The organism is Planktothrix serta PCC 8927, assembly GCF_900010725.2.
Classification (GTDB): Bacteria; Cyanobacteriota; Cyanobacteriia; order Cyanobacteriales; family Microcoleaceae; genus Planktothrix; species Planktothrix serta.
Map to the genome: position 1 here is coordinate 1 of NZ_LR734833.1, position 13,127 is coordinate 13,127.

The window sequence follows — 13,127 nt, forward strand, 5'->3', positions numbered from 1 at the left end:
GGGAACAGGGAACAGTAAGAAGTGAAAGGGTTTCAAGATTTAGAAATGTCCTAACTGTAATGCGTAGCGCTATAGAACTTTGCTGTCACATCTTAAAAGTCAGGGCGATCGCATATTTGGAATAGCAGGATTAATATTAGATCAAGCCTTACAAAACCGTTGGATTAAACCCTTTAATTAACGTAGGGGCGGGTTAGACTTAACCTTTTATATCGATAAAAAATCTCCCCAAACCCGCCCTTACTTACGAGATAATCAGATTTAACTCAAATCCAAAACCTCAAAATCTGGTTCACCATAAGCCATATTGCGGTCAATAGCTGACAAAATCTTACCATTTGCCAACTCTGAAAATAAACAATCACAGACCAACTGACCCACATCCGCCCGATGAATCATACCTGCAACCCGATAATTTTCCGTTAACACCCCATTTCCCGTTGCAGGTTCAGATTTTAACCCCCCCGGACGAATAATGGTATAATTCAGTCCACTATTAATTAAATGTTGTTCGGCTTTTTCCTTTTCCACTAAAACCGAAGCCAAGGTTTCTAACGCCTGGGGAGGTAAAGCCACCACACTCTCCCCACTCCCAATAGAAGAGACTAAAATAAATTTCCCTACCCCCGCTTTCACCGCCGCATCAATTAAATTTTTATTTCCCAAATAGTCCGCTCGTTCTCCTTCTTTGGGTAAACCGCCAATGGTACTAATCACAGCCGAAATCGTTTCTGGGCCCAATATCGCCTGTTCAACAGCCGCTATCTCTAAGGCGTCCCCCATCACCACTTCCACCCCCATCGCTTCCAACTCAGGGCGAGTGTCCGGTGTTCTTAACAATGCTTTCACGTTCATTTCTTTGTTTCGTAAGCATTTCACCACTTCTCGGCCCACGCCTCGACTTGCACCCGCAACAAAAATATAAGATTTAGTGTTCATGGATTTTAACAATTCAACAATTCTTTCTATCTATTACTCTACTCAATGCCGTGTTAACCTAAGACCTTTGAGAAATCAATAAAAGCTACAATCGTTTTATATTATCAGCCTTTGTACGATTAAGTCCTCCTATTAACAGTTTTAACCGTGTCCTTACAAAAATTATTTCAAATCAGCACTTCGGCGCCGCCGCCCCTGCATTGTACAAACCCCGCCTGTCCCCAACCGCGTAACCCTTTGGGGAATCAAATTTGTGAAACCTGTCAAACCCCCTTAACCTATCGGTATTTGTGGGCCACAGGTTCTGGGGCGGGACAAATTCAACCGGGTCAGTTAGTCGGAAATCGCTACTATGTCACCTTTCCCCAAATTTGGTTAGATACTAAACCTGGCGCCCCGCCGATTTTGGCTGATATCCTCTCAGAGTCGATATTATCCTATTTGTATTTATATCCCCATCGGCTGCATATTCCTGGGGTATTTGGGGTGTATCCCTTGGGAATTCCCCCGGAAGCCACAGAAACTCTGTTATTAGAGAATATTCCCGTTGATAGTCGGGGTCAACTGTTCCCGACTTTAGTAGAAGCATGGCCTAAAACGAACCCCGTGCGTCAGGTGTATTGGTTATGGCAAATGCAGCAATTATGGACACCTTTAACCGAACAAGGCGCTGCCTATAGTTTATTAGTCAAAGATAACTTACGGGTGGAGGGCTGGCGGGTGCGGTTGCGAGAACTCCATCAGGGTAAAGTTCAACCCACCCAACGAGATTTAGCCGAATCTTGGACAGCGTTTATTGAAACCGCCCATCCGAGCATCCAATATCGGTTACAAACCATTCATCAATTGATGCGTCATCAGGAGGACTCGTTAAAAGAAGTCGGGAGTCACCTGAATCAATTATTAATGGAACAATCGGCCCAATTACCGTTACATTTAGCCGTAACCGGATTAACAGATGTCGGGGTCAAACGTTCCCATAATGAAGATAGTTGTTATCCGAATATTCAGGATGTACGGAATCTGTATATTTATCCCAATGATAAATTAATTCCCCATTTAAGTATTGTTTGTGATGGGGTTGGAGGTCATGACGGGGGCGAGGTCGCCAGTCAATTAGCGGTACAATCTGTTAAGCCTTTAATTCATAGTTTGATGGCGGAAATATCTAATCAAGAAGAATTAGCACCGCCAGAATTAATTATGGAACAACTGCAAGAAATTGCCCGGGTTGTCAATAATGTGATTGCGGCTCAAAATAATGAACAGGGGCGAGAATTTAGACAACGGATGGGAACAACCTTAGTCATCGCGTTACAACTACCCCAAAAAGTTAAAACCCCAGAGGGGATTGAATTACACAATTGCCATGAACTTTATATTGTCAATATTGGGGATAGTCGCGCCTATTGGATGACTCAGAATTCCTGTCAACAATTAACCCTTGATGATGATGTGGCAAATCGAGAAGTTCGTCATGGTCGGAGTTTATATTGGGATGCTGCTCAACGCTCCGGTGCTGGTGCTTTAACTCAAGCTTTAGGAACTAGAGAAGCGGAATTTTTACGGCCAACGGTGCAACGATTTATTATTGAAGAAGACGGATTATTATTATTATGTTCCGATGGATTAAGTGATAATCAACGGGTTGAACAATGTTGGCAAAATTTTTCGGCTTCGGTGTTAAATGGAGAACAATCTTTAGAATCTGCGGTACAAGGATGGATTGACGTTGCTAATGATAAAAATGGTCATGATAATGTTTCTGTTGTTTTAACTTATTGTGGTGTTTCTCCGCAAAAATTAGTTTTAGTAGAAACAACACCTCTATCAACAAAACCTGAATTTTTGGAAACTGAACCCACTGAAGCATCCAAAGTTTTATTATATGATGAATCCCTTCCTGAATCGCAAATTCAACCGACCTCTAAACCTCCTTCTAAATGGAAGGAAGTGGCTTTTATTCTAAGTTTATTTACGATATTAATTGCTGGAGGTTTTGCAATTTGGTGGCAAGTTAGCCAGTCTCAAATCAATTCAATTCCTGAACAACCGACCAATAAACGATAACCTCAGAAACCGGGTTTCTGACTCACCATCATACTATAGCAGTCCTAAATAGGTTGTAATATTTTATCGTAGGGGTGATGTCCCTCCAAACCCTCTTTGCGCCTGGGTTTGGAGGGACATCACCCCTACAAAACTTTTTCACAAATCCTACACGGATTGCTATATCTATCCTAATCGAAAAATGTTATTGATAGAATTTATTGATAAATTTCTGGGAAGCGGGTGGGTTTACGTTGGCAAGAAAGAGCTAAGTTGACACTCCCTGTGCCTAAAGGCGTGGGGATTCTTGGTTCAATGAAACCACTTAATCAAAGTACCTTGCAGTGCTTTAACCAGAGGTGGGATTCTCCCCAAGCGTAAATTCGGATATGCCCTACCCTATTCGCATGACTGCGAGTTCTTTTTTGTTTAAAAACTGGTCGTCTAGTTCCCATGAATCTTTTACCCACTGCTGGGGAAAACTAGAACTGTGCAGTAGAACCGCATAGATTTAATTGTCAAGGTGAGAGTGCGTTTTACCTTTAGGCAACTAGGTTTTTAGACAGGTTATTTACCTTTCCTGTTATCCGAAATCGTAGCACGATTGGATGTCAATAGACAACCCAATATAAAGCCGTCCTAGAAGGACAGGGTTTTAACCCATTTTTCTGATAAATATAAAACTCAAAAGCAAAAGTTATGTTAAATCAGCAAGAAACGGCTCAAACCATTGATTTGTGGCAATCCGTTGTCACTGGAGAATTGGGTTATATCCAGAGTCGTCAAGCATTTCTCAACAGTTGTATAGACAGGGTAGCAATGCTGCAAAAAGGGTTACAAAATCCTAGAGAAAGAGGGACTGCATTGCGATTACTCTTTTACCTCACTTTACCAGAACGTCAGCGTTTATTCAATGATTTGGTGGCTTTAGCCAGTGTCTCTCATTCAGATATTGAACTCTGCCGAGAAGTTATTCTTTCTCTGCCAAAAACTTGGTTGTTGGATAATATTGAAAACAGTGCTGAAGATTTGTTAGCTGATGGTACGGATGAAGAATATAGACGGTTGTTAGAACTGTATATTAATATTGACGATCACCTCACTGAAAGGCTAGTTAAACGAGCTTTAAAGCATGAAGATGCAGATATTAGGGAAGCAGGAGAAGATTTCCAAAAATATCTAGTCTAAAAAGGTCTAACAAATTAATAGAAAAGAGCAGCCAAAATAATTAACGTTCTAAAATTCGGTTTTTAACATTAATTTTATTCCATAATTCTTGTTTAATTCGATTTAAAATAGAAGTCTCATCTAAAGTTTCTAAAATATGTTGAACAACGGCTTTAGGGCCTTCTTCTCCCCAGGATGCACCATTGGCTAAATAAGCTTTTGTCACCTGTCCAATGGCATAACAAGAAACCCCAGCGATCGCAGCTTGGGGAATAGCAACCGATAAATAGGGTACTAAAGATAATCCCCCAGTTACGGGTGCAGTTAATCCTAATAAACTTTTTAACGAACTTAAGCCAAAATTAGCTACTAATTCACTGGCTGTAATTCCTCCCATACTTAAGGCAATTTTTTGTAATAATTCAACTGCACCTTGTTGAGTCATGGAAATTCCATACAGTTTAGATAAGGTTAAAATTAAAGCTACATCAATCATTGCTCCACTTAATAAATCAATCATCATCAGGGGATTTAAAGCGATCGCAATCGATTTTGTAATTACCCCATTCCAAATCACTCGGTTCGCACTTTGTTCTCGAATTTCCATTTTTCTCTGCACTAATTTCTCATTAATATCTCCTGCATATAACATCGTATTTAAAGCCACTAAAGATTTACCTTCCCGATCTAAAATCTCTAAAATTTTGAGCTTTAATTCCTCAATTTGAGGTTCTGCTCTAGTTAATTGAGCACTTAAAGTTCCATCAGGACGACGAATCGCTTTCGCCACCAAAGGAGAAGCCGCAGCCATCACAATTTCATCGGGAGATAATAATTCTTTTACTCGTTCATCTCGAATTTTTTCATAAATTGCTTGTCGATCAGCTTCCGGGTATTGATCAATTTTATTAAATACTAATAACATCGGTTTTCCCGCTTCTCGTAATTGAGAAAGGGCATCATATTCAACTTGAGTAATATCTCCGGCAATTACAAATAATAATAAATCCGCTTGTTGTGCGACTTGACGGGCAATTTTTTCACGGGTTTCGCCATCAACTTCATCAATTCCTGGGGTATCAATCAATTCAATTTGAGAAATCCGATAGGAAACCGCAGGAATAGGAGATAAAGAGTTTTCAGTCAATTGCCATTGCTGCTTATGGGTGGTTTGGGTGACGCCATGAATGGGGCCAGTAATAAACACCTCTTGACCTAATAAAGCGTTCAAAACCGAAGATTTACCCCGTCCTACCATGCCAAAAACGGCAATTTGTACGGAGGTAGATTCTAATTTCTCCATCATCCTTTGTAACCCCCCAATATCGGGTTCTAAACCTTCTCGTTCTGTGGGGGTCAAGTCAAGATGGTCTACAATTTCGCGTAAGGCGTCTTGAGCATGGCGTAAATTCAATTCCGCTTGCAGGTCGGTGAAACTCAACAGCGTTGTATTCAGTTCATCATCCAGATTCATGTTTATTGTTAGGGTCAATTACTCTTTCTATCCTGCCAAATTAATAACGGGTCTTACCGAAAATTTGGCTATAAAGCCTTGCCATTCTAGGGCAACGCTTTATTTGTGTGTTAGTATTCTTGGATCAGACAGTTTAGGGTAATCAACCTGTCTTTAATCAAAACCCAGTCGTCGGAAGACAGCGCACCTTGAAAACTAGGGTTATAGGGTTCTGGACAGAAATTGCTTGTCTAGGTAAAAACTCTAAGCAACAAGTACAGAGAAACCAAATTTTATCGGTTTTTAACGCTCCGGGTAGGGCATACCCGAACAGACTTCTGCAATGGGGTAAAACGCTTGGGAAGAGAACCATCTCTGGTGGAGAAAAGGCAACTTTTTTCTATTAAGTGGACTCGTTGAACCAAGAATCCACTCGCCTTTAGGCGAGTGGAGTGTCAACATTGGTAAAACCCGTAATTGATTGAATTAAATTTCTGTTCTAATAAGAATTATTGCGATCGCCTCCCCATGATTGTCGTCTTCCGCCTCCACCGCCTTGATTGTCTTCACGCGGTTTGGCTTTGTTCACCCGCAGACGACGGCCCATCCATTCTGCTCCATCGAGAGCTTCAATTGCAGTATTTTCGTCTGCTTCATCCACCATTTCTACAAAGCCAAAACCGCGAGATTTCCCTGTTTCTCGATCTTGAGGAACAGTTGCGCGTTTGACTTTGCCATATTTTTCAAACACTTGCTCTAGGGCTTCAGGGGTAACCTCATAAGCTAAGTTACCGACATAAATCGACATGGAATGACTCCAACTTTAAACTCGGACAAAATTGATTTTCGGCAACATACCCGTCGATACAGAAGCCGCTCAAATCGAGATTTCTGTAAGGTAAAACAATGCACATAACCGAATTTGATTAACGACCGTTATTGTAGCATAGAATTGTTAATTGAGTTTAGTCGTTGTGAATACAATTTGGTTTTTTTAGCCTATCGGATGAACGATAAATCCACCCCTCCAAAGTTGGTACTTAAGGCAACATTCAAGTTTTCTAAGACCTTCACTAACCATAGAACTCCATCTTGAGAACAAGACTCGTAATGATTAAATAAAATCGCAAACCGTTTTTCCAGGTAAGGTTTGACTTTGCGACAGAGTAAGACAATTTTGAGTAATAACCCAACGGTCATGGTGGGCCCGACATTGGCAATGAGATCGATAAAGACAAAATGATTGGGTTTCTGTGGACTCTCGACCACCAGAAAATTTAACATTTGGTTACAAGTTCGTAGCAAGAGAAACTCACTAAAGTTTTCCTCATCACTATGGGGAATGGTATTTTGTAATTGCTTGTACAATTTATCATTAAACTGGTTACGGATATAGGCTGAATCAATCGAGGTTGGACTCAGATATTCATAAAAACTTTCTTTAAAAGACCGAAAGGATTGATTAGGTTGGGTTTGATCTAAAAAGCGTTGTGCTAAATCTCGATAGGTTTGTGAACCTTCTATTTTTCCGACAAATTGTTTGAGGGCGGCAAACAGTTCTCGATTGTTTAATAGGGTAGGATTCGGGACAGGGGACGGGATTTTTTTAGCTTCTTCTAGGGATGTCCGGCGGGCGATAGTTGCGAGTCGGATTTGATGGGCTGCATATTGAGATAAATCGAGTTCAAATTTGCGTTGTTTTTGCACTTGAATCATTTGAATCATCTGTTGATGTTCATAAGAACTATCTTCACTCAGTAAACAGTGTTTATAAAGATAGGGATAGCGAGGAATTAAGATTCTCAGGGGTTCAGAAGATTGAGTTTTATAATCTAATTCAGTCGGCTGATTAATCACCGCCACAAAGCGTTTTAAAGCGAAATACTGCTCACTTTTTGTAAATTCATAGACTAAATCCCCTAATTGACGAACGGTTTTAGAGTAAGAATAAACTTTTCGGATTTTAGAAATCGAGTCATCAAACAGTTGAATTAATTTATTAATTGCGCCTTGGCGTTGGGGAGAAGTATGCCAGCGATTAATTAAAATATAACAACAACGATTGAGAATATGATTAAAATCGTGGACTTCTAATTTAGAGATGACTAATTTATTTAAAGCTCTAGAAACTTCTAGATCAGGATATCCCGATCCTTCAATAAATAATAGATTCAGTCGCTCTATGAGTTGATACGGATCATCTATTTCAACGTGTTCAAGCAAGTGATCATAGATAATCTGCTCTTCTCGGACAGTGGATTTATTGAAAGAATTCATTAAGTTGCTGTTCATTTTTAATTACCCATCTGCTCAATTTGAGTTGCATTGTCTGGTGAAATCCTTTGATATTGATAAGCCCCTATCTTCACGTTCATCCTAGAGATTCTGATTCGATCAATTCTTTCTTTTCAATAGGGCACAGAAACGAGATCAATTTCTAGTATTGGGTCTAATAAAATTCGCCGAGGGAACCCTTTAAAACATGAATCAAACGGAAAAGTCCACAGAAACGGATTGGGTTAATCGATTGGGTGCTGAATTCAGACTGTTTTTTGTTCAATCCTCCTGACGAAACAGGACTGAGTTGAGCGTAAAATTTAGCTGATTCAGTTTTTCGCAACTTTCGGTTTTTCAAGGACTTGAAGACTCTGCACCCTGGGAAAATCTGTTTTAGATGGTGATTAAATTAGCGCTATTTTATAATACCATAACTGAGTAATCAATGATCATCAATTTTACACAGTTAGAGAATGTCTATCATCACTCTCGGCCAGGTTGCTAAAATCTTAGCGATTAACTTACCGTTTCAGTGTGACTTTACTGATTCTACATCCGTGATAGGGATCACAACGGATACCCGCAGCATTCAACCCGGAGAGGTGTTTTTAGCATTACAGGGGGAACATTTTAATGGCCACGATTTTGTAGAACAGGCCATCAACCAAGGGGCGATCGCTGCAATTGTCACACCGGATTTTGCCGAAACTCACTTTCATTTACCGCTTTTACCCGTTATTAATCCCTTAACAGCTTATCAAAAAATTGCCCGATGGTGGCGTGATCAATTTCAAATTCCGATCATTGGGGTGACAGGTTCCGTCGGGAAAACCACAACCAAAGAGTTGATTGCATCCGTATTAACCACTCAAGGCAAAGTCTTAAAAACTCAAGCTAACTATAATAATGAAATAGGAGTCCCCAAAACGGTATTACAACTAACAACTGATCATGATTTTGCGGTGGTCGAAATGGCGATGCGGGGTAAAGGACAAATTGCTGAATTAACCCAAATTGCTAGTCCGACCATTGGGGTGATTACGAATGTGGGAACGGCCCATATTGGACTATTAGGATCAGAACAAGCCATCGCTGAGGCGAAATGTGAACTATTGGCCGAAATGCCTAAAACCAGTCTGGCAATTTTAAATCAGGATCAGCCCCGTTTGATCAAGACCGCAGCAACGCTTTGGTCGGGAACCACGATCACCTATGGGTTAGAAGCAGGTGATCTGCGAGGAGAATTAATCGACGCCCAAACCTTGCGAGTCGAGGGAGTAAATTTACCCTTACCCTTACCGGGTATTCATAACGCTTCTAATTTTTTAGCTGCATTGGCCGTATTAAGGGGAATTTACGGTTGGGATCTGTCCCCTGAAACCTTGTATGCACCGTTTCTGGAGGGGATCACGGTTCAATTACCCGATGGACGGGCGAAACGCTATCAGTGGGCCGAAGATATTGTGATTTTAGATGAAACCTATAATGCTGGGTTAGAATCGATGTTGGCGGCGTTGCGGTTACTGGCCCAAACACCGGGAAAACGTCATATTGCGGTATTGGGTACGATGAAAGAGTTAGGCGAGCGCTCGCTAGAATTCCATGAACAGGTGGGGCGCACCGCACGGGAACTGAATTTAGAGGGATTATTTATTTTGGCAGATTTTGAAGCAGCAAATGCTTTAGCAACGGGAGCAGCAGGTTTACCTTTTGTGGAAATTGTGGATATACAAGCATCGAATGCTCATCAACAAATGGCTGAACAGTTGAAAGAGTTTATACAACCTGGCGATCGGATTTTATTCAAAGCGTCCCATTCGGTACAACTGAATCGAGTTGTAGAATTGTTATCGAAAAATTGAGTCTAAAACCCCTAAATATCAAGAAGAAAATAGCCCTAGGTGAAAATCAATGACCCAGGGTTTTAATCATTTTGATATGGGGAATTCCCGCTTCTTCAAATGCTTCTCCCACAGGTTTAAACCCTAATTTTAAATAGAGATTTTCAATATAAATTTGAGCATTAACAATAACGGTTTTAATCGTAGTTTGAGCGATCGCTTCTAAGGCGCATTCCATTAATTGTTGACCAATTCCGATTCCTCTCGCTGAAATCAGAACCGCTAACCGTTCAATTTTGGCATTTCCTTCATCTAAATAACGAATTCGCAATGTTCCGATAGGTTGATCATCTAAATAAGCTAACAAATGTTGGGCAAATTCATCCTGACCATCGAATTCTAATTCAGGATTAACTCCTTGTTCGAGTTCAAAAACTTGATATCGAATGGCTCTAATTTCTGTCAAATATTCAGAATAGTTAACGGTTTTTATTCTAATCATTTTTGATAGTAAGGAACAGGGAACAGGGAACAGCAAGAATAGGAGATGAATAATTCCTTTTATCCTGAATTGTTAAGCATCTGATCTCCTGTCTCCTGTCTACTGAATCCTACTATCACTAAATTTTAAAACGATCTGTTAAAATTTCATAACCAGTTTCGGTAACTAAAACCGTATGTTCAAACTGAGCAGATAGGGAATTATCAACCGTTACGGCTGTCCATTTATCCGATAAAATTCGGGTAAATCGAGATCCAGCATTCAGAATCGGTTCAATAGCTAAGGTCATTCCCGCTTTTAATTTAACATTGGGTAAAGAATAGGTACGAGCATTAAAAACCGAGGGTTCTTCGTGTAAATTTCGTCCGACTCCATGACCTGTAAATTCTTCTACAATTTTATAACCATTGGCTTCTGCATAATCTTGAATGGCTCCAGCAATATCGAGTAAATAAGCCCCGGCTTTGACTTTTTCAATCCCTTTATATAAAGTTTCTTCAGCAACTTGAATTAATTTTGCTGCTTCTGGAGAGACTTTACCGACCCCAATTGTAATACAAGAATCTCCATGAAATTCTTGATAATAAGCCCCTGTATCTACTTTTAAAACATCTCCTGTGCGAATAACTTTACGACGGTTAGGAATCCCATGTACAACTTCATTATTAATCGAAGCACAAATAGAAGCCGGAAAACCATGATAACCTTTAAAGCTAGGTTTCGCGCCCATTTCAAGGATACGTTTTTCAGCATAAGCATCTAAATCTGCGGTTGTCATCCCCGGTTCAACCCGTTCAGAAATTTCTTTTAAGACCGTCGCAACAATTCTTGCAGATTGTCGCATCATTTCAATTTCTTGAGGAGATTTAATATAAATTCCTCGGCCACTTTTTTTAACTTGAGGAGGATTAGGTTTAACAGGTTTAGACAGAAAATCAGCCAGAATATTCATCAGGTTTAGGGTTGAGTGTGTTCGGATAAAATGCCTTTTTATAAGTTACCGTACAATATCAAGTTTTGGTTGACACTCCCACCCCTGAAGGGGATGGGATTCTTTAGGAATTTCGCCCTAAATATCCCAACAGAGACAATTGCTTGTACTCTGGGTTCTCGCCCACACGCCGTTTGCCACTTCGACTATGCTCAGTGCAAGCTTTTTGGGGCAGCGTATTATCTGACGAGCGTTCATACATTCCGACATCAAAAAGAGTCGTTTGTACTGGTTTCGACGAGTCCCGCCGTACCTTTTTCGATTTAATCATTTTGACAATATTTAACCCGTAGGTTTCTATTGCCTTAGTTTTTACATTCCTGGCAGCTTGTAAATTAGCATCATCAATATGTCCGCAATTAGTACAAATAAACTTTTCACCCTGGCGACTATTTTTATCAATGTGCTGACACTTACTACAAGTTTGACTGGTATATTTAGGATTAACTTTATACAATTTCTTGCCTGACTTCGCAGCCAAATATTCAAGTTTTTGAGTTAAATTATACCAACTTGCATCAGCAATTAAACGATTCAATCCCCGTTTAGCTGATTGACCGTTAGACAAAAATCTACCCGTTTCAGATTTGACAGGTTTGCACCGTTTCATCATGTTTTTAACTTGTAAATCTTCAACGGCAACAGCATCAGCTTTTTTGACAATTCGATTAGCCACGTCCCATTGATAAGATTCTCGTCGCTGTTGAATCCTGTTATGCAATTTACTTACCCTAAGTTGAGCTTTACTACGATTTTTGCTTCCCTTTTGCTTACGACTAACCCGCCTTTGTCTAATTTTCATTAAACGCTTGGTTTTTTTATTAGTAGCAAAACGTGGGTTTTCAATTGCACTACCGTCCGATAAATAAACCAATTTTCCTAATCCCATATCGCAACCAGTAATAGTTTTAATTTCACTGTCTGGGATTACCGGAAAATCTGGCACTGTCTTGTTTTCAATCCTAACTGAAACGTACCAACCATCAGCTTTCTGTCTAACTGTAACCGTCTTGATTTCAAATCCATCGGTCAGAGAACGCGAGTTATAAAAACGCATCCATCCGATTTTAGGTAAATAGATTTTATTCCCTTTAATTTTGATTCTTCCTGGTTTGTAACTAAAGGATTTAAAATCGTGACGGCGTTTAAACTTGGGGAAACCAGCACCCTTAAAAAACTTATTAAAAGATTCGTTAACCCTGGCTGGAATTAACTGTAAAACCCCAATATCAATCTCTTGATACCAAGGTCTAGCATCTTTTAATTCTTGCAGATTTGCATCTTGCATTAAAACTGCCGTGCGTTTAGGAGATTTGTCTTTCTCCCCTTCTTTCTTGGCTTTACCTCCACCATCTTTCCAAGGATTAGCTAATTGTGTCCCCTTAACTAAACTGCAAGTCAAAGGTGTGATTTCAACTTCTGTTTTTAAATCACAGTAATTACCGCAAATAAATTGCTGATGCCATCCGTCAATCCGGTCGCGCAAACACCAGTTAAAGTTGGCTCTCAACATATCGAGCCATCCCGATAATTTTTTGACCTGTTGATTATTGGGGCGTAACTTGTACTTGTAACTCCAAATCAATCTGATCACCTCCTCAAATTATCTTATCGTATTATTAAGGATTTACTTCGTTTCAGCTTAGAAAGGAATATCCACATCTAAAAAAAATTCCTTCTCTTTGGACTAGAAGCTATTTTTGCGGTACAGTCGGCAACGCTTCTGAGGAAACTGTGAAAAAATATATTGAAAACCAAAATATTTGAAGGCGGAAGACAGCCGCAGTGCCTATCCCGCACCCGGTCGGGGCAGGGCTGTTTCATTCTCAAAAAATGCGATCGCTAAACCTTTGATCTGGGGCAAGTTTTAGACAACATTTAAACAGAAAATATCAAAACTGTTGAAAT

At 40.0% G+C, this 13,127-nt stretch carries 10 protein-coding genes and 1 pseudogene; 4 read left to right on the forward strand and 7 right to left on the reverse strand.

Annotated features, from left to right (window positions below):
* Positions 1-261: 261 nt before the first annotated feature.
* Positions 262-939 carry an SDR family oxidoreductase gene (locus tag PL8927_RS03860; protein ID WP_083617812.1) on the reverse strand — a complete coding sequence of 226 codons (678 nt, stop codon included), beginning with the start codon at positions 937-939 and terminating at the stop codon, positions 262-264.
* A 147-nt stretch (positions 940-1,086) separates the two neighbouring features.
* Here PL8927_RS03860 and PL8927_RS03865 point away from each other — a divergent pair, with 147 nt between their 5' ends.
* Both PL8927_RS03865 and PL8927_RS03870 read left to right on the forward strand, forming a co-directional pair.
* On the forward strand, positions 1,087-3,009 hold the full coding sequence (locus tag PL8927_RS03865; protein ID WP_083617814.1) for a PP2C family protein-serine/threonine phosphatase: 1,923 nt from the start codon (positions 1,087-1,089) through the stop codon (positions 3,007-3,009).
* Positions 3,010-3,687: 678 nt separating this feature from the next.
* A complete protein-coding gene (locus tag PL8927_RS03870; protein ID WP_083617816.1) occupies positions 3,688-4,176 on the forward strand; it encodes a hypothetical protein in 489 nt (162 codons plus the stop codon).
* A 40-nt stretch (positions 4,177-4,216) separates the two neighbouring features.
* Here the strand turns inward: PL8927_RS03870 and PL8927_RS03875 are convergent, their stop codons facing one another.
* The 3 genes from PL8927_RS03875 to PL8927_RS03885 form a co-directional block, all read right to left on the reverse strand.
* Positions 4,217-5,629: a GTP-binding protein gene (locus PL8927_RS03875; RefSeq protein WP_083617817.1), complete on the reverse strand. Its 1,413-nt coding sequence runs from the start codon at positions 5,627-5,629 to the stop codon at positions 4,217-4,219.
* A gap of 478 nt (positions 5,630-6,107) precedes the next feature.
* The gene (locus PL8927_RS03880; RefSeq protein WP_083617821.1) at positions 6,108-6,416 is read right to left on the reverse strand and encodes an RNA recognition motif domain-containing protein; all 309 of its coding nucleotides are present in this window, start codon (positions 6,414-6,416) and stop codon (positions 6,108-6,110) included.
* 191 nt (positions 6,417-6,607) lie between these two features.
* Positions 6,608-7,900, reverse strand: coding sequence for a hypothetical protein (locus PL8927_RS03885; protein WP_083617822.1), 1,293 nt, complete (start codon positions 7,898-7,900; stop codon positions 6,608-6,610).
* A gap of 458 nt (positions 7,901-8,358) precedes the next feature.
* Between PL8927_RS03885 and PL8927_RS03890 the strand changes: the two genes are divergently transcribed.
* Positions 8,359-9,747 (forward strand): UDP-N-acetylmuramoyl-tripeptide--D-alanyl-D-alanine ligase, encoded by a 1,389-nt coding sequence (locus PL8927_RS03890; RefSeq protein ID WP_083617824.1) that lies wholly within the window; start codon positions 8,359-8,361, stop codon positions 9,745-9,747.
* 46 nt (positions 9,748-9,793) lie between these two features.
* Here PL8927_RS03890 and PL8927_RS03895 read toward each other — a convergent pair whose 3' ends face one another.
* The 3 genes from PL8927_RS03895 to PL8927_RS03905 form a co-directional block, all read right to left on the reverse strand.
* The gene (locus PL8927_RS03895; protein ID WP_083617826.1) at positions 9,794-10,228 is read right to left on the reverse strand and encodes a GNAT family N-acetyltransferase; all 435 of its coding nucleotides are present in this window, start codon (positions 10,226-10,228) and stop codon (positions 9,794-9,796) included.
* Between the two features lie 118 nt (positions 10,229-10,346).
* Entirely contained in the window at positions 10,347-11,180 is an 834-nt protein-coding gene (gene map / locus PL8927_RS03900) for a type I methionyl aminopeptidase (protein ID WP_083617828.1), read from the reverse strand.
* A 103-nt stretch (positions 11,181-11,283) separates the two neighbouring features.
* A complete protein-coding gene (locus tag PL8927_RS03905) occupies positions 11,284-12,804 on the reverse strand; it encodes an RNA-guided endonuclease InsQ/TnpB family protein (protein WP_083617830.1) in 1,521 nt (506 codons plus the stop codon).
* Between the two features lie 38 nt (positions 12,805-12,842).
* On the opposite strand from PL8927_RS03905, the pseudogene PL8927_RS03910 reads away from it, so the two are divergent.
* Positions 12,843-12,986: pseudogene (locus PL8927_RS03910) on the forward strand (IS200/IS605 family transposase); the annotation flags it as partial.
* Positions 12,987-13,127 lie beyond the last annotated feature (141 nt).